Here is a 21,330-nt window from a genome sequence, read left to right as displayed (position 1 = left end):
TTGTCCAGGCTTCCGTCCCCGCGCCACGAACGGGAAGCCTCATGGGAGCAAGCGATATGAGCCGCACCCCCACCTCCGCCGATCACCCGGCCGAAGCGATCGCGATCATCGGGATGGGATTTCGCGCGAGCGGTGACATAGATTCACCGGCAGCGCTGTGGGAGTTCACCGAGCGAGGCGGTGACGCCTCCCGTGACGTCCCGTCCGGCCGCTGGGACCCACCACCGATCCGGGCCACGGCAGGCGGCCGTGTTGCGCCGGACGACCGGCCGGGCGTCGTTCATGAGCGACGTCGCGGGGTTCGACGCGGCCTTCTTCGGCATCTCCGCCTCCGAGGCCCGGCAGCTCGATCCCCAGCAGCGCATCATGCTGGAGGTCGCCTGGGAGGCGCTGGAGCATGCCGGCATCCCGCCGCGTTCTCTGGAGGGAACGCACACCGGCGTCTACACCGGGGTCGGGTCCGATGACTACGGACGCCGGTTGCTGGAAGACCTGCCCGGCATCGAGGCGTGGACGGGCATCGGGGCGTCGCCGTGTGCGGTGGCCAATCGCATCTCGTACACACTCGACCTGCGCGGGCCCAGCCTGAGCCTGGACACCGCCTGTTCCTCTTCCCTGGTCGCGGTGCACCAGGCGTGCCAGGCGCTGCGGCTGGGTGAGATACCGCTGGCACTGGCCGGGGGAGTGCTGGTGATGTCCGGGCCCGGGCTCACCGTCGTGCTGGACGCGGCGGGAGCGATCTCCCCGGACGGCAGGTCCAAGCCGTTCGACGCGGCGGCCGACGGTTACGGCCGTGGTGAGGGCTGCGGCCTGGTGGTGCTGAAGCGGCTGCGCGACGCTCGCCGTGACGGGGATCGGGTCCTGGCGGTCATCCGGGGCAGCGCGGTGGGCCAGGACGGCCGTACCGAAGGCATCATGGCGCCGAGCTCCGAGGCGCAGGCCGACGTCATGCGCCGGGCCTACGCGCAAGCCGGCATCGCCCCGCGGGAGGTGGACTACGTGGAGGCGCACGGCACCGGCACCCGGCTCGGGGACCCGGTGGAGATCACGGCGCTGGCCGAGGTCGTCGGCGCGGGGCGGACCGGCAGGCCGCCGTGCCTGATCGGCTCGGTGAAGGCGAACATCGGGCACCTGGAGGCGGCGGCCGGGATCGCGGGGCTGATCAGGACCGTCGAGTCGATGCGGCGCAAGACCCTCCCCGCACTGCCGATGACCACGGGCCCCGCCTCCTTCCTCAAAGGGGGCTCCGCAGGTCTGCGGCTGGTCACGGAGACCATCCCATGGCCGGAGGGCCCGCGCCGCGCGGGCGTGTCGAGCTACGGGTACGGCGGCACCGTCGCGCACGCGGTGCTGGAGGAGGCGCCCGGCCCCGAGGAGCACGCGCCCGCGGAAGAGCACGCGCCCGAGGAAGGGGACGCGCCTGCGACGAGCGGCTCCGGGGTTCCGCGGCTCTTCCCGCTGTCGGGCGCGTCGGCCGCCGCGGTGCGCGCGATGGCCGAACGGCTGGCGGACGTGGCGCCGCGAAGCGCCCTGCGCGACGTGGGGCACACCCTCGCGCTGCGCCGCCAGCATCTCCCGTACCGGATCGCGGTCGTGGCGGCCGGCCACGACGAGCTGACGACCGCGCTGCGCGCCGCCGCACGTTCCGGCAGCCGGCCGGCTCCCGCGCCTGACATGCCACGGGACGCCGTGTGGGTCTACTCGGGACACGGCTCCCAATGGGCTGGCATGTGCCGGGAACTGCTGGCCACCGAGCCCGTGTTCGCCGGCGCGCTCGCCGGGTTCGCCGACGTCTACGAGCAGGAGATGGGCTTCTCCCCGATCGAAGCGCTCCGGGAGGGGGAACTCGGCGGGACGGATCGCGTCCAGGCCCTGATCTACGCCGTCCAGGTGGGGCTGACGGCCCTGTGGCGTGCCCACGGCCTGCGACCGGCCGCCGTCATCGGCCATTCGGTGGGAGAGATCGCCGCGGCGGTCGCCGCCGAAGCGATCACGGCACGGGAAGGCGCCCGGTTGGTGTGCCGCCGCTCCCACCTGATCGCACGGGTCGCGGGACGCGGCGCCATGGCGCAGGTGGATCTGTCCTTCGACGAGGCGTCCGAGCGGATCGCGACGCGCTCGCACCGCAACGGGGGCGAGCCCGGCGTGTTGTGCGCCGCGATCGAGTCATCGCCGCACACCTGCGTGGTGTCCGGGGACGCGCGGACGATCGACGAGCTGTGCCACGCCTGGACCGCCGAGGGCGTCGCGGTACGCCGGGTCGACTCCGACGTCGCGTTCCACAGCGGCCACATGCAGCCGCTGTGTCCCCGGCTCGTCGAGGCGGCCGGCTTCCTCCGTCCCTCTCCCGCGCGGATCCCGCTCTACTCCACGGCGCTGGAGAACCCCCGCACCGACACCTTGCGTGACGCCAAGTACTGGGCGGCCAACCTCGGCGAGCCGGTGCGCCTGAGAGCCGCGATCAGCGCCGCCGCGCACGACGGGCACACGCTGTTCCTGGAGATCTCACCCCACCCGGTGGTGGCGCACTCCATCGAGGAGACCCTGACCGGGACGCAGGCGGGCCCGGCAGCATGCGTGGCGCACACCTTGCGCCGCGAGAAACCGGAACGCGTGACCCTTCTCGGCAATCTCGGCCGGCTCTACACGCACGGCGCGGCGGTGGACTGGACGGCCCTGCATCCCGACGGCCGCCTCACCGACCTGCCCACCACCTGCTGGCAGCACGTCCCGTACTGGATCGACGGACCTTCAGCCACCGCCGTGGCCGGAGGCCACGACCCCGGCCAGCACACCCTGCTGGGTGCGGGGCACGAGATCAGTGCCTCGCCCGCCATCCGGCTGTGGGCGACCCACCTGGACCATGACAGCCGGCCCTACCCGCTGTCGCACCCGGTGCTCGGCGTCGAGATCGTCCCGGCGGCCGTGCTGCTCAACACCTTCTTCGCCGCCGCGCTCCCGGAGACCACCGAGCCGTCCTCCTCCCTCAGGCTGCGGGACGTGCGGTTGCGCGTACCGGTGAGCACCGACACCGCCAGGGACGTTCAGGTCGTACGGCAGGACGGCGTCATCCGGCTGGCGTCGCGCGCGGAAGGCACGTCGGGCTGGCTCACGCACGCCACCGCCCGGATCGGGGACCCATCCGCGCCAGGCAGCCCGCCGGTGGAGGAGGCCGGAGGTGAGCAGGCCGAGCCGCTCGACCCCGCCCACGTGCGGGAGCGGCTGGCGGAGCTGGGCGTGGCGGCGATGGGGTTCCCCTGGAGTTTCACCTGGATCCGGCGGTCCACCGGCAGCCTGGAAGGGCTGGTGACCGCGGCCCCGGAGCAGTCGCCCGTCCGAAGGAGCTGGGCGAGTCTGCTCGACGCCGCCACCTCGATGGTCTCAACGATCTTCCCCGGCCCGGCTGTCCTGCGGATGCCCGCGGCGATCGACGACGCCGTGCTGGACGGTCCCGCCCCCGCCGAGGCGCGGATCCTGGTCAGGCTCACCGGACCCGACACCGTTGACGTGACCGTCCATGCCCAGGACGGCTCCTCCTCGGCCCGGCTGTCGGGGCTCACGTTCGGCCTGCTGGACCCGGACATGGTCGACGCTCAGCCGCCCGGCGAGCTGGTCTACCAGCCCGTCTGGCGGCCCGTGGAACCTGCCGCCTCGATTCCGCTGCCCGCGGGGCAGGTCGTCCTGGCCGGCGGCGGCGACGAGCTCCGCGCGCTGCTCGCCGAGGCACTCGGCACCCGGCTGCACCTGGTCGGCGACCCGGACCGGCTGCCGTCCGGCCCGCCTGCGGCCGTGCTGTTCGCCGCCCAGCGGGGAACGGACGAGCCTGCGCGGGCCGAGGCGACGACCCTGGGCATGCTGCGGGTCCTGCGCCGCATGACCGGCGGCCGGTTGTGGTGCCTCACCACCGGGGTGCGAGAGGCCGCCGACCGTTCCAGCCTCGGTCAGGCGCCGATGTGGGGGCTCGCACGCATCGCGGCGGAGGAGCACGCGGACATCTGGGGCGGCCTGGTCGATCTGCCCGCCCGGCCGACCACGGCCGACGTCGCCGCCTTGGTCGGTCTTCTGGGCACACGTCACGACAGGGACGTCCAATCCGTACGGCACGGAGTGGTCGAGGAGTTGCGACTGACACCCGCGCGCGTCCCCCAGGACGCCGCGGGAGGACTGCGATGCGACGCCGATGGCACCTATCTCATCACCGGCGGCCTGGGCGCACTCGGCCTGGAGGTCGCCGCCCACCTCGCCTCCCGAGGCGCCCGCCGGCTCGTCCTGCTGAGCCGTGCCGGACTGCCCCCGCGGACGGCCTGGCCCGCCGTCACCGACCCGGCGGTACGCCGGCGCGTGGACGCGGTGCGGTCGCTGGAGGCCCAAGGCGTCACGATCCGTGCCGTGGCGGCCGACGTCGCCGACCAGGCGGCCCTCGGACGGCTGCTCGACCCCGAGGCGCTGGGCATGCCTCCCGTACGAGGAGTCGTCCACGCGGCCGGGACCGTCGTGAACGCAGGCTCACTGAGCTCACGGACGACGACGTACGCGCCACGCTCCGCGCGAAGGTCGCCGGCGCGCTCGCCCTGCACGCCCTGTACCCGCCGGGCAGCCTGGACTTCTTCGCCGGCTTCTCCTCCGCCGGGCAGTTGTTCCGGCTGCCGGGCCAGGGCGCGTACGCCGCGGCCAACGCCTTCCTCGACGCCCTGGCCGTGCACCGGCGTACCATCGCGCCGGACGACACCTCGGTGTCGCTGGCCTGGACGAGCTGGCGTGGCCTCGGCATGTCCACCTCCTCCGAAGTGATCGACGCCGAGCTCGCCGCGCGTGGCACCGGCGACATCACCACGCACCAGGCGCTGCGGGCCTGGGACAGCGCCGTCCAGGCAGCCGCCCCCCACCTGGCGGTCTTCCGCCTGAAGGCAGGCGCCGACGACGCGAGCCGGCCGCCGCTGCTGCGCGGGCTGATGGCCCCCGCGCGGCCCGGCGGCATCGCGGGCGCGGCGTCGGCACGCTTCCTGGCGCTCAACGGCGACCAGCTCCGCGCCGCCGTGTACGACGAGGTCCGCGCCGCCGTGGCCGAGGTGCTCGGCACCCAGGCCGACGCGATCGACGGTGAACGCGCCCTGCCGGACCTGGGGATCGACTCCCTGCTCGCGGTCCGGCTGCGGGTCGCGCTCGAGGCACGCACGGACGTCGCCCTACCGGCCAACGTCCTGTGGAACCGGCCCACCTCCGCCCAGATCGCGGCCCACCTGGCTGATCTGCTGTCCGGACGCCGGTCCGAAGAAGCAACCACGACTGGAGCCACCGCATGACCAGCGACGCGACGTTCCCCGCCGACCCGATCGGCTTCTTCGGCACCCGGGAAGCCATGCACGAACTGCCGGCGGCGGAGCTCACCCGGCTGCAGACCGACGCGTTGCGCGAGCGGTACACCGCGCTGCGCGGACGCCTGCCCGTGCTCGACACGCTGGCCGACGACGCCGGCATCCACGACGTGCGCGCGCTCGACGACATCGCCCCGCTGCTGCTCCCGCACACCGTGTACAAGTCCTACCCCGTCTCCCTGCTGGCCTCGTCCCGCTACGACCGGCTCACCGCCTGGCTCCAGCGGCTCACCACCGTGGACCTGTCCGGGGTCGGCACCACCGGCTGCGACAGCATCGACTCCTGGCTGGAGCGCATCGACACCGGGACCGGGCTTCGCTTGGCGCATTCCTCGGGAACCTCGGGAACCATGTCCTTCCTGCCGCACACCCACCGGCAGTTCGACGAGCTGTTCCGGATCGTGGGCCTCGACGCGCTCGTGACGGGAGAGGGGCCCGTGGACGTCGTGTGGCCGTCCTACCGGTACGGGCGCAGCGGGATCGCCCGGTGCGGGCGGGCGATGGCCGAACGGTTCGCCCAGCACGAGGACCGTTTCCACTGCCTGCATCCGGGCCTGATGAGCGCGGACGTGATGTTCCTGGCCGGCGGGCTGCGCTCGGCGGCCCCTGCAAGAGCCGTCCCCGGCTTGTCCGCCCGGTTGACGGAGTTCCAGGAGGCCCAGCGCCCCGGGGCGGCGATGGCGTCGTTCGCCCGCGAGCTGGCCGACACGCTGCGAGGGCGGCGGGTCATCGCCATGAACACCTGGAACCTGCTGTACTCCCTCGCCCGCGCCGGCCTGGACCAGGGGCTGGAGGCGGTGTTCGCCCCCGGCTCCGTGGTCATGCCCGGAGGCGGCGCCAAGAACCAGGCCGTGCCGGACGACTGGGAGGAGACGGTCCGGGCGTTCTTCGGCGTTCCGGCGTTGCACCACATCTACGCGTTGTCCGAGGTCATGGCGCTCAACAACCTCTGCTCGCAGGGCCGCTTCCACATCGAGCCCTGGGTCGTCCTCTACGTCCTCGACCCTGACACCGGCCGGCCGCTGCCCCGCACCGGCGTGCAGGCCGGGCGGGCGGCCTTCTTCGACCTGATGGCGGAGGTGCACTGGGGAGGGTTCGCCTCGGGCGACCGCGTGACGGCCGACTTCACCGCGTGCCGGTGCGGGCGCTCCACGCCCCACATCGACCGGCGGATCGAGCGCTACGACACCGACCAGGGCGGCGAAGACAAGATCACCTGCGCGGCGGCTCCCGACGCGCACGCCGACGCGCTTCGCTACCTGGAGGACACTCGTGCCTGAGCCCGGCGACCTCCCCCACGCCGCGTCCGTGCTGCGGGGCAGAACGGTCACCGGCCCGCCCGTCCGATTCGCCGCCCGCGACGGCGTGGGCGGCTTCCAGGCTCCCGACCCGCACACGCTGCTGCGCGACCTGCCGCTGCGTGATCCGGCCGCGATGGCGGATGCCGGTGCGCTGCCCTACCAGGAGATCGAGGACTACCTCGTGGCGCTCGGTCCCCTGCTGCACCCGGACGGCAACCCGCTCATCGCCGAGGCCGTCCGGCACTCGTCCGCCTGGTCCGACCTCACCGCGCCGCTCCTGCGCAGCACCTACACCCATCTGCCGTCCCTGTTCACCCGGGAGGCGATCCACGCCGTTGCCGAGCAGGCAGGCGGCGCGGCAGCGCTCGACGGCTGGCAGGAGGTGCGGCAGCCCGACGGCCGCAGCGCGTCCGTACGCGCCATGGGCGCGCGTGCGGTGCACATCATCGCCGGCAACAGCCCGATGATCGCCGCGCTCACCGTCATCCGCAACGCCCTGACCCGGGGCGACGCCATCATCAAGACCCCGTCGAACGATCCGCTGACGGCGCCCGCCATCGCCCGCACCGCCGCCGCCATGGCTCCGGACCACCCGCTCACCAAGCATCTGAGCGTGCTCCACTGGAAGGGCGGCGACGCCGAGCTGGAGCGGCGGCTCTATCACCCGGCGCACCTGGAGAAGATCATCGCCTGGGGCGGTCACGCCGCCGTCCGGCACATCACCGGGTATCTGCGCCCGGGGCTGGAGCTGCTCACCTTCGACCCGAAGCTGAGCGCGTCCCTCGTCGGCCCCGAGGCCTTCACCTCCGGCGAGGAGATGGCGGAGACCGCCCGGCGCGCCGCCGCGGACGTCGGCTCGCTCAACCAGCTCGGCTGCATGAACAGCAGGATCATCTACGCCGCGACGGGCGCCGCCCAGGCCTGCGCGTGGGCACGGCTGGTGTACCACGAGATCCAGCGACTGCCCGAACAGATCAGCACACCCGTCAGGCGCTTCGACCCGGAACTGCGTGCCCGGTTGCAGGCCCTGCGCACGGTCCCCGACTGGTACCAGGTGATCGGCGGTCACGACGGCGAAGGCGCCGTCGTGGTCTCACTCACCGGCGAGGCACTCGACTTCCCGGAGCAGCTCAGCGGCCGGGTCGTGAACATCGTGCCGGTGGCGGACGCCCGCGACGCGGTGCCGGCCCTCACCTCCGCCACGCAGACGCTGGGCGTGTACCCGCCGTCCCTGCGGCGTGCGGTGCGCGACACGGCCCCCCTGTACGGGGTGCAGCGGATCGTCGACCTCGGCTACGCGGCCCACTACCGGCACGAACTCCCGCAGGACTGCGTGGAGCCCATCCGCCGGATGATCCGCTGGATCACCGACCAGGGAGCCGACCCGGCCCGGATCGCGCCGGAAGAATGCCTGGGACGACTCCCGGCCGGCTCCCCGGCCCGCCCCGGTGCGCCCGCCCCGACCACTGCCGCGCCATGAGACTCCGCGCGCCGCTGGCGATCCGCGGAGCCGCCGTCCACCTCCCCGGCCGCTCGCTGAAGGTGCCCGAGGCGCTGGCCGGCGGGCTGCTGCGGCCGGAGGACTGCGCGGCCAGCGGCTACGAGGGACTCCCGGCCGCCGAACCGGGAGAAACCCCCGAGACGCTTGCCGTGCGGGCCGCCCGCCTCGCTCTGGAGCAGGCCGCCACGCCGTCCTCGGCGATCCGCCTCCTGGTTCACACCTGGCTGCACCGGCCGGCACATCCGTTCTGGTCACCGGCCCACCACATCGCCGACCGGCTCGGCGCGGGCAGGGCGATGCCGTTGACGGTGCAGCAGATGAGCAACGGCTCCGCCGCCGCGCTGCACACCGCCGCGGCCTGGCTCACCGCCGACCCGGACACGGGGCCCGCACTGATCACGGCGGCGGACACGTTCGCCGCGCCGGGCTTCGACCGCTGGCGCGGCGACATCATGTTGTACGGCGACGCCGGATGCGCCGTGGTCATCGACCTGCCCGCGTCCGGCCGTGACGATCTGCACCTCGTGGCGCTCGCGTCGGCCGCCGCGCCGCACCTCGAGTCCGTCCACCGCGCCGGCCGGCGACCGGGCGACCCCGCCACACCCCACCCACGCGAGACCCGCCGGCGGTTCGTCGCCGAGCACGATGCCGAGAGCTTCCGGACCGCCGCCCAGACGGGCGCCGCCGAGGCGATCAGCACCGCCCTGCGCCACGCCGGACTGGACTCCGGCGGCCCCGCACCGCGCATGGTGCTGCTGCCGCGGGTCGGCGCCCGGACCCTGGCCGTCCTCTACCGCCCGGTCCTGGACCGGCTGCTCCCCGGCGTGCCCTGCCTCGACCTCGGGCACCGAACCGGACACCTGGGGGCGGGCGACCTGCTGGCGAACCTCGCCGCCTTCCCGGCGGCGGACTGCTCGTTGCCGCCGGGGGAGCAAGCGCTGATCCTCAGCGGCGGCGGTGGATTCACCTGGACGTGCGGCGTCTTCCGCCGTCCCACCGACATGGAGGCGAAGCCATGACCACGACACCACCGTCCACTTCCTGCTCCCTCGCCGGCCGCTCGGTGGGCCGCGTCGGATTCGGCACGATGCAGCTCCCCGGGCCAGGGGTGTGGGGGCCGCCCGCCGACCGCGACCGTGCGGTCGGTGTGCTGCGCGCCGCGGTCGAACGCGGCGTCACCCACATCGACACAGCCGGTTTCTACGGGCCCGAGGTCGCCAACCGACTCGTCCACAACGCCCTGTTCCCCTACCCGGAGACGCTGCTGATCGCCACCAAGGTCGGTGTCCGACGGGACGGCACCCGGGCATGGCTGCCCGCGGGCTCACCGGCCGAGCTCACCAGGCAGGTGCACGACAACCTGCGCACGCTCCGCCGTGACCGCTTGGACCTCGTCTATCTCAGAGTCGGCGGGGACGGGCTGCTCGCCCACGACCGCACCCCGTTCGAGGAGTCCTGGGGCACTCTCGCCGACCTGGTCACCAAGGGTGACATCGGCTGCCTGGGGCTCAGCGGCATCGTCCCCGGCCACCTGCCCCGCGCGGCCGTCATCGCACCGGTCGCCGCGGTGCAGAACCGCTACAACCTCTTCGACCGCTCCGGTGAAGACGTGCTCGAAGCCTGCTCGCAACGGATCCCGTTCGTGCCCTACTTCCCGCTGGGCACCGCGGCACAACGCCGCGCATCCGTCCTGACAGAAGTGGCCGAAACGATCGCGGCGACACCGGCGCAGGTCGCACTCGCCTGGCTGCTCAACCGGCACCCGGCGATCCTCCCCATCCCGGGAACCTCGGACCCCGGCCACCTCCAGGAGAACCTCGCCGCAGCCGAGGTCGCCGCCCGGATGAGCGAGACGGACCTGGCGCGGCTGACCGCCCTGGCCTCCTGAGCACGTACATTCCGACAGGAGCGACATGACGCACACCATCGACGCCGAGGCCGGTGACACGGCCGATCTCCCTGAGACGATGACCGCCGCGCGGCTGGAGACCTCGACGGGATCCTTCGGCCTGCACGAGGTCCCGGTTCCCCGTCCCGCCGCCGGGCAGGTGCTGATCCGGGTGGACGCCGCGGGCGTCTGCCTGACGGACGTCCACGTCCTCGACGGCTCCCTGCGCGCCTTCACACCCGACGGAGGGCCGGGGCACCACATCACCCTCGGCCACGAGATAGCCGGGACGATCGCCGCACTCGGACCGGGCGTGCCCGGCGCCTGGCGGGCAGGGCAGCGCGTCATGCCCATGTCCCGGCAGCGGTGCGGGCACTGCGCGGCGTGCACGTCGATGTCCGGGCCGTGCGCGTCACTGCGCACCCTCGGCATGGACGTCGACGGCGGATGGGCGCAGTACACGCTGTCCGCCCATCACGCGCTGGTCAGGGTGCCGGACGAGCTCTCGCCGGAGGCCGCGTCGATCGTTCCTGACGCCGTCACCGTGCCCTACCGCGCGCTCATCCGGATCGGCGCCCTGCGAGCGGGCGAGAGCGTCGCACTGTGGGGAGTCGGCGGCCTCGGCGCCCACGGCGTCCAGATCGCCCGGCTCGCCGGCGCGGCGCCGATCGTCGCCTTCGACCCCCGGCCCCAGGCACGCCTGCGCGCCCTGGAACTGGGCGCCGACCTGGCCTGCGACCCCGCCGATCCCGCGGCCCCCGCACGGGCCGCAGCCCTGGCGGGCAGTCGCGGCTTCGACCTGGCCGTCGACTTCGCCAGCCGTCCTGAGGCGCGAGATCAGGCCCAGTCGCTGCTCGGCATGCGTGGCCGCCTGGTGCTCGCGGGGGTGTGCACGGGAGCGATCGCCATCAAGGACTTCGGGCGCTTCTACGACCGTGAGCACACCGCCGCCGCGTTCCTGGGCTACCCGCTGGAGGACCTGCGACGCGTGGCCGGCCTGCTGACGCACCGACGGCTCGACATCTCCGCCTCGGTCACGCGGGTCTACCCTCTGGCGGAGGCCGAGCGTGCCGTCGGCCTCCTGGCCGGCGGCGCTTCCGCGCATGTGCGCGTCGTGCTCCGGCCGTGACGCCGGGCACGGCGCGGGGCCGCTAACGATCGGACGGCGGGGAGACGACCAGCTCGGTGCCGGGGTCGTGATCGAGGTGCGGCGGGCCGGCGACGATCATGGTGGCGCGCGCCCACGGCCGTTCACGCGCCAGGAACGGCAGCTCCTCCAGCAGCCAGTTCGCCACATGCTCCCGCTGCCCGGGGGAGTCACCGTCGCGGACGAGCAGCAAGCGCTCCTGCTCATCGAGGTCCCCCTGCATCCACACCGAGGCGTCCAGCCACGGGTCGAGCTCCTCGCGGATGATCCCGGTGCCCTCGACCCAGACGAAGCCGGCGCCGGCGGGGACGGTGATCGACCCGGGCCGGCCGTGCTCGATCCAGGCGGCGGGACGGAAGTCCACCGCCTCACCCCGGTGCAGAGGCCGCAGGACGTTCTCGGCCAGCACGGTGCCCCAGTCGAAGCAGGCGTGGTTCCAGGCGACGTCGTCGGTGTGCACGACGGCGGAGCCGGGCACCACCTCGCGTAGCCGCCCGGCCAGGGTCGTCTTGCCTGCGCCGCCCCGGCCGTCGATCGCGATCACCCTCGGACGTCCGGCGACGCCGGGTGAGGCGTCGCGCAACTGCCGGACGGCGTCGAGCAAGGTCACCACCCGCCAGCCGACGGCCATGGTCTCGCCTGGATGCAGACGCATCGGCAACCTCCTGAGATACGGGCCTGCCCGGACAGGCCGCCGATCGCCCGGCGCCCGCCGCGAGCTGGGCAGCCTACACGCCGTTCAGTGGCCGCTGTTCCACGGGCAAAGATCACGCAAGGTCGAGTGACGAGATCACTCCCATGGGCAGCACCCGGCGGAATGGCGTCCCATGACCTGGGTAGCGGGCGACGCCTGACGGAAACCGCAGATGTCATGGCGTGTGCTGAGGAGACAGACAATGACCGAGTCGAACCCGATCAAGTCCGCCGTCGGAAAGGTCGTGGACGCCGTGACCGATGGCGGCCCGGCGTCGAAGGCCGAGATCCCCGGAGCGCCGAACAGCGAGCCGGCCTCGCTGGAGCAGCCGACCGAGCCGCGCGAGCCGTTGCCCCCCAAGCCTGACCAGACGGGCCCGGACACCGGCTCCCCGACCGGCGAGCCGACCGGCGCGCCGCAGGCGGCGATGGCGCAGACCGGTGCTTTCCTGACCACCGCGCAGGGCGTACGGCTGCGCGACACCGACCACTCGCTCAAGGCCGGCCCGCGCGGCCCGGTGCTGTTGCAGGACTTCCACCTGCGCGAGAAGGTCATGCACTTCGACCACGAGCGCATCCCCGAGCGTGTGGTGCACGCCCGCGGCGCGGCGGCCCACGGCGTGTTCCGCTCCTACGGCACCGCCTCGAACGTCACGAGGGCCGCCTTCCTCGCGGAAGGGGCCGAGACGCCGGTCTTCGTGCGCTTCTCCACGGTGCTCGGCTCGCGTGGCTCGGCCGACACGGTACGCGACACGCGGGGCTTCGCGACCAAGTTCTACACCACGGAAGGCGTGTACGACCTGGTCGGCAACAACATCCCGGTGTTCTTCATCCAGGACGGCATCAAGTTCCCCGACGTCATCCACGCCGGCAAGCCGCACCCCGACCGGGAGATCCCGCAGGCGCAGAGCGCCCACGACACCTTCTGGGACTTCGTCTCCCTGCACACCGAGGCCACCCACCACACGTTGTGGAACATGTCGGATCGCGGCATTCCCCGCTCCTACCGGATGATGGAGGGCTTCGGCGTCCACACCTTCCGGCTGGTCAACGCCGAGGGCGCGACGACGCTGGTGAAGTTCCACTGGAAGCCCAAGCTCGGCGTGCACTCCCTCACGTGGGAGGAGGCGCAGATGATCAGCGGCGTGGATCCCGACTTCCACCGGCGTGACCTCGCCGACGCGATCGAGGCGGGCGCGTACCCGCAGTGGGAGCTGGGCATCCAGGTCTTCCCTGACACCCCTGAGCAGATGTTCGAGGGCATCGACCTGCTGGACCCGACGAAGATCGTGCCCGAGGAGCTGGCGCCGGTCCAGCCGGTCGGCCTGATGGAGCTCAACCGCAACCCCTCCAACTACTTCGCCGAGACCGAGCAGGTCGCCTTCCACACCGGCCACCTGGTGCCCGGCATCGACATCACCGACGACCCGCTGCTGGCCGCCCGGCTGTTCTCCTATCTCGACACGCAGATCACCCGGCTGGCCGGGCCGAACTTCGCGCAGATCCCGATCAACCGGCCGCACGCCCCGATCAACGTCATGCTGCGGGACGGCTGGCACCAGGACGCGGTGCACCGGGGGGTGGCGCCGTACAAGCCGAACTCGCTGGACGGCGGCTGCCCGTTCCACGCGGGCGCGAGCGAGGGCGCGTACGTGGAGGTGCCGCTGGAGGTGTCGGGGCGGAAGGTACGCGAGGCGCCGGCCTCGTACGCCGACCACTTCAGCCAGGCGCGGCTGTTCTGGCTGAGCATGTCCGCCCCCGAGCGGGAGCACATCATCGACGCCTACACCTTCGAGCTGGGCAAGTGCTACGAGCAGGCGATCAAGGAGCGGCAGCTCCGGGTGCTGGCCAACATCGACCCGGTGTTGTGCCGCGAAGTGGCGCAGGGGCTGGGGCTGCCCGAGCCCGCCCCGTCCGAGCCGCTGGCCGATCCGGCGCCCAGCCCCGCGCTGTCGCAGGTGGGCCGGGAGTGGCCGGCCGACGGGCGGATCATCGGCATCGTCGCCGACGAGTCGTGCGACCTCGGCGTGGTGGGCGCGGTGCGGCAGGCCGTGCTGTCCGCCGGCATGGTGCCGCTGATCATCGCCCCCAAGGGCGGCATGCTGGGCACGATGCCGGTGCAGCGGACGTTCCTCACCGCCCGCTCGGTCGAGTTCGACGCCCTGCTGCTGGCCGGAGCGCCGATGCCGGGCAAGGACGCCTACGGGGCGCGGGACGCCAAGGCCGGCAACCGCCTGCCGGACGAGCCCGTGGACCCGCGCGTGAAGCTCATGGTGCAGGAGGTCTACCGGCACGCCAAGGCGATCGGCGGCTGGGGCACGGCGGGGCAGGCGCTCGCGCAGGCGGGCGTGCCCGAGCAGGCTCCCGGCGTGGTCGTCGGCGGGGACGGTGAGCAGGTGCTGCGCGACGTGGTGGGGCTGATGGGCGCGCACCGCGTCTGGGAGCGGTTCCCGGCGGCCGCCTGACCGGACCCCAGGTGATCACCGTTGCGCTGCCATCGGCTTCGACCGGCCCGCTTCCTACGATCGCCTGGCCCGGCCCCTCCTCCGCCGTGAGCCGGCCGAGGCCGGCTTCGCCGAGGTGGGCGAGTGCCGGCTGATCACGGGCGGATCAACCTGAACGGCGTATCGCACCTGGGCGGAGCAAGTCGCTGCTTCAGCCCAGGAGGCGATGACATGCGACGTTGCGCATCCGGAACTCCGCTTGACGTGGCGGGAACATCTCGTCGCACCTCAGGCCGAGCAGTGATGAGCCTTGATCGCGTCCAAGGGGCACCGGCGAATGCGGGGACGGGACGGTCCGTCCGGGCTTGTTGCGCGGGCCCGGACGATGACCCGCGGTGCCGACCGGCCGTTGTGGCCGTACGGGCGGTCGGCGACCATGCTGCTCGCCGACCGCGACACCGGCTTCGTCGCTTCGACGCGCCGCCTTCTCCTGGGGAGCAGCGGCCGGCGCCGGCGCGGCGCTCGGCTTGCGCCACAGCCGGGACGCCGCCGGAGCGCCGTCGCGGACGACTTCCGTCTGGGCGCCGGCGGGGTGCGGAGGGGAGTCCGGCCGGCCGGTGGACGTGGTCGTTCTCCCGCCTACGGCCACCGCGACGGCCACGGCGGCGGCGGTTCCGCCCACCAGTATCAGAGCGCGGACCGGCACCCGTCCGCGAACCCACTCGATCTTCTTGCGCATGTCCTGCCCCCGTGATGCGATCCATCCTTCGCGTGCGCAATGTATCGGCGCCTCCCGGAGTCCGCTCCGGCTTTGATATCCCGTTGGCCAGCACTGGACGCGCCGTGAACCGCGCGTTGGGTGTCACTCGGGCCGCGCGCCGAGGTCCGTCAGCGAGCGCAGCACCGCCGCGCAACTCGCCGTGCTGCGCGTCAGCAGGTACACCTCCCAGCCGTCCGACAGCTGGGGTTCGAGCCCCGCCCACAGATAGGCGAAGCTCGTCCCGGGGTCCAGCCCGCCGCGACCGGCGCCGAACAGCGGGAAACAGATCGACCGGAGAGGCGGTGCGAACCTGTCCCGTTCCTGCCCGGCGAGATGGAACGCGTTGCCCACCGCGCGCACCACCCCGGTGGGTTCGACGTCGTAGTCATTCGTGTGAGTACGCGGGATCGCCGTTGCTGCGTGGTAGATGCGCCGGATCCCGGTGCGGGCCAGCTCTCCCGAGGAGGTGGCGACCACGGTGCCCGGCGCGACGGCCAGCCCCTCGCGGCCGTGGGCGCGAGACCAGTCGTGCAGCTCCCGCTGCAGGACGTCGTCGATCAGCTCGCCGACGTCGTTCCTGCGCGCGGCGGCCGAGCGCAGGCTGGCGGACAGGGACGACTTGAAGGTCTTGGACATCTCCAGGTACACGTTCTCGGACGAGACCAGGATGTCCATGTCACGCAGCGCCTGCACGGGCATGCGGCAGACGGTCACGTGCCGCTCACGGCCGGGCGGGCCCAGGGACAACCGACGGCGGGTGCCCAGCGGCAGGCCCTCGTCGGTGGGAAGGCGCGCCTGCCCACCGCACAGGCGCAGAATCTCCTCGGCGGCATACTCGATGATCATCCGCTCGTGGTGCTTGCGGAAGCGCTCCGGCGAGACGGCGTACACTTCCGACGCGCGCCGTCTGCGGCTCTGCGCAGGCCAGTCGCGGGTGCCTGCGATGACCCCGAACGTGTATGCGCAGGCTGTCGCGAGTGTGCCGTCGCCCATGCCGTTGACCACGTGGTCAAGCAGGGAGGCGATCGAGGAAGGCGCCAGCTCGGCGTCGACCGGCGAGCCGAGCGCGGCGGCTGCCGCGGTCAACGCGGGCAGCGGTGTATGGCGGAGCCGGAGCAACCCTCGCTCGCGCACCGTTCTCAGCTCCGCGACGAGATCCGCGTGACGGATCGCGGGTGCCATTGCCTCATCGTCGCATCGATCTGAGGGGGTGCACAGGCCAGGCGTACGGGCGAAGCACGGAGTGATGGCCCTGCGATCAGATGTCCTCCCAGAGCTGGTCCGCGGTCGCCGCCGGCACCGGGGTGCCGAGGCGGGCGGCGAGCGCCCTGGCCTCGGTCAGGAGCGGGTGACCCTCGGCCAGCGCGGGGCGTGCGTGGTCGAGCGGCGTGCGTGAGAGCAGCGGCCCCAGCAGGTCCGGGACCTCGCCGACCAGGCCGGCCTGGACCCGCCGTGCCGCGGTGGCCAGGCGCCCCGCCAGCACACTTGGGTGCTGAGGATCCAGCTCGGCGCCGGCCATCGCCTCCAGCGCGGCGGCGAGGCTCTCGCTGTCGGCGGCCCGGCCGCGGGCATCGGCTGTACGGGCAGCCAGCAGCAGTGTATGCGCCTGAGCTGGGAAGTCGTCGCCCAGCTTGCGCTCGATCTCGGCCACCGACTCCAGAACGGCCGCCGCCTCGTCCGCTCTGCCGAGCGACAGCAGTGCCTCGGCCCTGGCCCGGGAGGCCGCCCTGTCACCGGGGGAGAGCCGGTCGAGCAGGCCTAGCGCCGCCTCTGCGGAACCGCAGGCCGTCAGCGCCTGGGCGTGCACGATGGCGGCCTCCTCCGACAGGCGCCTCGAAACCCACTGCCTGAACCACGGGGTGCTGACCACCGACTCCGCGAGCGTGTTGACGGCAAGGGCGGGGAAGCCGGCGGTCAGGTCGGTTTCGGCGAGCCGCACGTTGTCGTACTGGCGCCAGTAACCGCTGGCCGGGAGGTGCTGCGCCCGGCAGCTCATGGCCTCGAGCAGGTGCCTGCGCGCGTGGATGGGGTCGCCCGCCGCGAGCAGGGCCTCGGCGAGGGCCACCCGTGCCGAGGCGGTGTTCACGTTGCCCGGTCCCAGCCGCTTGACGCGGTCGCGCAACACCTCCTCCGCCAGCAGGACACCGCGGACCACGCGCCCCGACCTGATCGCGGCTCTGACGGCGGCCTGCCTGGTGAGGGTGAGTCTTCGCCACCGCGGGCTCACCCCCTCGGCGGGAACGTCCGAGGCCCGTGCCGCCTCGACCTTCTGCAGCAGCGCGGCGCCCTCCACCGGGCGCCCCATGGCGATCAGCGCGTCGGCGATGTTGTGCTCGGCCCGCGCGATGTAGGACTCGGCCTCCTCCACGTCCGGGAGCTTGACGGCCACCTCGCGCGACCGCTCCAGCCGCGAGAGCGCCTCCGCCGGGTCGCCGAGTCGCAGCAGGAGGAGTCCGTGCCGGCTCTCAACGTCGCACAGCAGGCGCAGGTCGCCGACCGAATCCCCGCGTCCGGCCGTTGACTCCAGCAACTGGGCCAGCTCCGCCGCCACGCGGATCGCGCGCGCGGTCAGCGGCGTGCCGTCGATGAGAATGCGCAGGACCTGCTCCAGGGCCGCTGCCTTGATCCTGGGGCCCGCGTGGTCGTGGACGGCCAGTGCGGCGGCCCGCTCGGCGGTGCGCAGCCTGCTCGCCCACTGGCCGGCCAGTGGCACGACGTCACGCTCGAACCAGTACGCGGCCAGTGCCTCGGCCTGTCGCTCCATCGCTGCGTCCGCGTCGTCGGCCAAGGCGCGGAAGGCCAGCTCGGACAGCCGCTCCGCGCTCCTGCGCGCCCAGCCCTCCGGCGGCACGGCGACCGCGGACACCGCCGTCTCGATCCGGGCGGCCAGATGTTGCGCGTAGGCGGTCACGCGCCCTTCCCATCCCGACTCTGCGGCCTGCCCGTATGGCCCGTCCGGCCACGCGGGGGAGCTCTGCTGGGAGGCGGGACGCTTCTCCGAGGTGGAGATGTCCCCGATCCCGAGCCTGACCTGGCCCACGAGGAACCGCTCAGCCTGACTGAAGGCGGCGATCCGGTGGAGAGCGGCGGCGACCAGGGTTTCGGCGTCGGTGACGGTCTCGGGCGGGCTCGGCTCGGGGTCGTCCGCGGCGAACTCCTCGAACGCGTGCTTGAGCGCCAGGGCCACCAGGACGCGGCGGCTGCGCACCTCGTTGTAGAGCCATACCGCGCTGCGGGCTTTGCCCCGGGTGCCCTTCCTGGGCAGACGAACCAGCTCTGCCACGTCCTCCGCCCTCACCTGGTGGTAGGCGCTGTGCCGGAAAGCCGTCGCCGAGGCAGCCGCGATCGCGGCGAGCCTGCGTTCCTGAGCCGGGCTGGACACCTCAGGCTGGATCATAAAAGTAACTATATCTGACTATTGCTCCTAATTGCCAAGTATGTGCACTCCACTATGACCGAGCGATGGCTTCAAGGCGCCCGGCTTCCGACCGAGATACGCCCGGAACGCGGACGGCCCTGCTGATTGCCTGGAAAGCAGACCCAGGAACGACGGAAGGGGCGATTCGATGATTCGGACGAACATCGCCGACGCCAGAGGTGACCTGGCCAGCCGAGGGTGGGCGGTGCTGCACACAGGTCTGCGCCACACCGACGGCGACGCGGTGGACCACGCGGCGGTGCTGCGTCTCGTCTGGGAGTTCGGGGTGCCGTCGCGTCGGGACGGTGGCCAGGAGATCTGGCCGATACGGCCGTCGCGAACGGATCCGGCGGCCACCTTGTCGGAACGGGCGGGCGCGGCGGACTTCCACACCGACGCGGCCTACCGGGCCGACCCCGAGGGCGTCGTCTGCATGTTCGTCGTCAGGCCGGCGGCGGACGGGGGCCTGACGCTGCTGCTCCACGCTGCCACGGTGGAGGCCGAGTTGCGGCGGCACGCTCTCGGCGAGCGCGTCCTGGCCGAGCTCGGGAAGCCCAGGTGGCAGTGGCGGGTGCCCGAGGTGTTCGGCGGAGGGAAGGACGGCGCCTGCTCACGCGCGGCGGTCATGCCCGGCGACGGGACGATACGGTGGCGCGCCGACAACCTGGTGGACCTCACCCTGGAACAGCGCAGGGTGGCGTCCTGGTTCGCCTGTCTGCTCAGGGTGCTGCCTGGCACGGTATGCCTGGAGCACCGGCCGGGCGACATGATCGTGATCGACAACCACCACATGATGCACGCGCGTACGTCCTTCCGGGATCCTCGCCGCCTGCTGCTGCGCGTACGGGCGTGGACGTCATGAGCGAGGCGCGCCGATGGGCGATCGACGCGGCGAGTGCGGCGGCCCGCGTGCCCGCCGAGGGGGCGGAGGCCGCCGTATGGACGGTGTACGGCTGGGCCGAGGTGGCCCTGGGCTGCGCGGTACTCGCCAGGCCGGGAGCCTTCGCGGGGCTGGACCAGGTGATAGCCGGTCGCGGTGTGCGGCGCGGTGGCATCGCCGCCGCGCGGCTGCGTGCCCTGCGCGCCATGGCAGGGCCGGTGCCGGGTTACTACCCGGTGCCCGAGTCGCCAGGACCGGTGCCGCCGGTGGCCGAGAGCACGTGGCACCTGTGCGCGGCCCTGGCCGAGTTCTGCGACGCGCTGCCCGCGCGCCGCGGGCACCCGCGCGTACCCGATGGGGCCGCGGACCATCTCTGGTGGGGCGAGAAGTACCGGCCCTCCGCCCGGCGCGGGCATCTTGTAGTGCCTGGTCGTCCCTACACCGGGTTGGCCAGGCGAGTATGGATGCGGCTGCCCGGCCACCCCGCCGTGCTGGTCGATGTGCCGCGCCGCGCGCCCGAGCCGTACCGCCGGGTCTGGCGGGGCATCCACGAGGGGGCGCACCTCGACCATCTGGCGGCGGGAGAAGGCCGGTCCGGTTCCCTCGCGGGCCCGCACCCGGCCGAGTTCGGGCACGGCCTGCTCGCCGCCGAGTCGTACGCCATGGCGGTGGAGCTGGTCGCGCTGCTGGAGAGTTCGGAGCGCGGCGAGGGCCGGGTCGCCGGTTGCCTGCGGGACGGGATCGCCGAGCGGATCGGCCGCCTGCCGGGGTTCCCCGGCAGGCTCCGCCTGACCGGACGCACGTTGCGGCGGGCCGCCGGTCACCGGGAACCCGAGTTGGCGGCGCTGCCGACGCTGGCAGCGGCCTATGTGACAGGGCCGCTGCGCCTGCTGGCCGGAGACGATCTCGCCCTGCCTGTACGGTTACGCGCCGACCTCGCCGGCCGGTGGGAAGCACTCACCCGGCGCTGGCCCGCAGCCCGGCGGCTGATGGCCATCGTGAGGGACGTCCACGCTGACGAAGTATCGGATGCTTCGCCCCTCTTTGTAGTACAGTGAGCTTCAGCTTAGTGCGATGGAAAACTACAGTGACATAAAGAACGGTTCGGCGTCATGGTGGACATGATCCATGCGTTGCGTTGTAGCGTTGCCGCCCGGTGGTGGGCGGAGAACGAAAAGCGAAGGCGTCACTGGGACACGACCCAGCACTACTACAACGCCTTCCTGTCCCTCTCATCCAGAACCGGCGAGCTTCCCGACCGCCAGGAGGTGGTGTCCCTCGCGGGCGGGAGGCAGAGCACCTTCTACACGGTGAGCGGGCCCAACGCGCTGCACTCGCTGCTCGCGCGCTACCAGGGGGCGCTGCCCGGCCTGGCCGCGCTGTACCCCGCGCCAAACGTCGCCGCCTGGCTCGGGCACGAGACCGCCGTGTGGGCGTACTGGCCACACAGGACCGGCTGGCTGCGCTCGATCGACGGCGACCGCGACCGTGCCGCCCGGGCGCTCCTGTTCGTGCTCGCCGACTTCGCCGCCGGGTGGCAGGGCCTGATGCGGGCGTCAGGAGGCAGACCGCCGATGTGCGCGGTGGAGGACTTCGCCATCGTGCTGGGCCGCGGCGCAAGCCCGGAAACCCTGTACGGCCTGCTGGCCCGCCTGCTCACGTCCGTCGCTGCCGCGCCCGGCATGCCGCCCGAGGCGGCCGCCGACAGCGCGGAGCGCGAGCTGGACGGCCTGCTGCGGCGGATGAACGGCACGGCGGCGCAGGCTCGGCTGGCCGAGGCGATCGAGACGGTGCGCAACGACCCGACCATCAGCGGCCCGCGGCTCGCCGAGATCGGGAAGATGCTCAGGAGCGCCGGCGAGATGCTGCTGACCGATCCCGGCCGGGAGACCGGCGCGGACTCGCCGGTGGTCTGACATGTGC

13 protein-coding genes and 3 pseudogenes are annotated in these 21,330 nt (G+C 72.9%); 13 read left to right on the top strand and 3 right to left on the bottom strand.

Annotation, left to right across the window (positions count from 1 at the left end):
- Positions 1 to 41: 41 nt before the first annotated feature.
- The 9 genes and pseudogenes from FXF51_RS63765 to FXF51_RS16160 all read left to right on the top strand — a co-directional run.
- Positions 42 to 239, top strand: a pseudogene (locus FXF51_RS63765) (beta-ketoacyl synthase N-terminal-like domain-containing protein); the annotation flags it as partial.
- Positions 181 to 4,485 (top strand): annotated as a pseudogene (locus FXF51_RS16185) (acyltransferase domain-containing protein); the annotation flags it as partial. The pseudogenes FXF51_RS63765 and FXF51_RS16185, both read left to right, overlap by 59 nt.
- Positions 4,486 to 4,559: 74 nt before the next feature.
- Positions 4,560 to 4,700, top strand: a pseudogene (locus tag FXF51_RS63760) (KR domain-containing protein); the annotation flags it as partial.
- Between the two features lie 69 nt (positions 4,701 to 4,769).
- Entirely contained in the window at positions 4,770 to 5,303 is a 534-nt protein-coding gene (locus tag FXF51_RS61880) for an acyl carrier protein (protein WP_222871324.1), read from the top strand.
- On the top strand, positions 5,300 to 6,655 hold the full coding sequence (locus FXF51_RS16180) for a long-chain fatty acid--CoA ligase (RefSeq protein WP_148435288.1): 1,356 nt from the start codon (positions 5,300 to 5,302) through the stop codon (positions 6,653 to 6,655). Before FXF51_RS61880 ends, FXF51_RS16180 begins: the two co-directional genes overlap by 4 nt.
- Complete coding sequence (locus tag FXF51_RS16175) at positions 6,648 to 8,156, top strand: acyl-CoA reductase (RefSeq protein WP_148435287.1); 1,509 nt, start codon at positions 6,648 to 6,650, stop codon at positions 8,154 to 8,156. Before FXF51_RS16180 ends, FXF51_RS16175 begins: the two co-directional genes overlap by 8 nt.
- Positions 8,153 to 9,196, top strand: a complete 1,044-nt coding sequence (locus FXF51_RS16170) for a 3-oxoacyl-ACP synthase (protein WP_148435286.1) — start codon at positions 8,153 to 8,155, stop codon at positions 9,194 to 9,196. Before FXF51_RS16175 ends, FXF51_RS16170 begins: the two co-directional genes overlap by 4 nt.
- Positions 9,193 to 10,065, top strand: a complete 873-nt coding sequence (locus FXF51_RS16165; protein ID WP_148435285.1) for an oxidoreductase — start codon at positions 9,193 to 9,195, stop codon at positions 10,063 to 10,065. Before FXF51_RS16170 ends, FXF51_RS16165 begins: the two co-directional genes overlap by 4 nt.
- Positions 10,066 to 10,090: 25 nt before the next feature.
- A complete protein-coding gene (locus FXF51_RS16160) occupies positions 10,091 to 11,194 on the top strand; it encodes an alcohol dehydrogenase catalytic domain-containing protein (protein ID WP_148435284.1) in 1,104 nt (367 codons plus the stop codon).
- Positions 11,195 to 11,216: 22 nt separating this feature from the next.
- On the opposite strand, the gene FXF51_RS16155 is transcribed toward FXF51_RS16160, so the two are convergent.
- Complete coding sequence (locus FXF51_RS16155; protein ID WP_148435283.1) at positions 11,217 to 11,867, bottom strand: uridine kinase; 651 nt, start codon at positions 11,865 to 11,867, stop codon at positions 11,217 to 11,219.
- Between the two features lie 241 nt (positions 11,868 to 12,108).
- On the opposite strand from FXF51_RS16155, the gene FXF51_RS16150 reads away from it, so the two are divergent.
- Positions 12,109 to 14,370, top strand: a complete 2,262-nt coding sequence (locus FXF51_RS16150) for a catalase (RefSeq protein WP_148435282.1) — start codon at positions 12,109 to 12,111, stop codon at positions 14,368 to 14,370.
- A gap of 841 nt (positions 14,371 to 15,211) precedes the next feature.
- Here FXF51_RS16150 and FXF51_RS16145 read toward each other — a convergent pair.
- Positions 15,212 to 16,291: a hypothetical protein gene (locus FXF51_RS16145; RefSeq protein WP_148435281.1), complete on the bottom strand. Its 1,080-nt coding sequence runs from the start codon at positions 16,289 to 16,291 to the stop codon at positions 15,212 to 15,214.
- A 76-nt stretch (positions 16,292 to 16,367) separates the two neighbouring features.
- Positions 16,368 to 18,506 carry a hypothetical protein gene (locus FXF51_RS16140; protein ID WP_148435280.1) on the bottom strand — a complete coding sequence of 713 codons (2,139 nt, stop codon included), beginning with the start codon at positions 18,504 to 18,506 and terminating at the stop codon, positions 16,368 to 16,370.
- Between the two features lie 169 nt (positions 18,507 to 18,675).
- On the opposite strand from FXF51_RS16140, the gene FXF51_RS16135 reads away from it, so the two are divergent.
- The 3 genes from FXF51_RS16135 to FXF51_RS16125 all read left to right on the top strand — a co-directional run bounded on the left by FXF51_RS16135 (position 18,676) and on the right by FXF51_RS16125 (position 21,323).
- Entirely contained in the window at positions 18,676 to 19,389 is a 714-nt protein-coding gene (locus tag FXF51_RS16135) for a TauD/TfdA family dioxygenase (RefSeq protein WP_148435477.1), read from the top strand.
- The gene (locus FXF51_RS16130) at positions 19,386 to 20,465 is read left to right on the top strand and encodes a hypothetical protein (protein WP_148435279.1); all 1,080 of its coding nucleotides are present in this window, start codon (positions 19,386 to 19,388) and stop codon (positions 20,463 to 20,465) included. Before FXF51_RS16135 ends, FXF51_RS16130 begins: the two co-directional genes overlap by 4 nt.
- A 75-nt stretch (positions 20,466 to 20,540) precedes the next feature.
- A complete protein-coding gene (locus FXF51_RS16125; RefSeq protein WP_148435278.1) occupies positions 20,541 to 21,323 on the top strand; it encodes a hypothetical protein in 783 nt (260 codons plus the stop codon).
- Positions 21,324 to 21,330: the final 7 nt, after the last annotated feature.

This window comes from Nonomuraea sp. PA05, from assembly GCF_008086045.1.
In the GTDB taxonomy this organism is placed as follows: domain Bacteria; phylum Actinomycetota; class Actinomycetes; order Streptosporangiales; family Streptosporangiaceae; genus Nonomuraea; species Nonomuraea monospora.
Note: the sequence above shows the minus strand (reverse complement) of the source record. Positions and strands in the feature narration are given on the sequence as shown.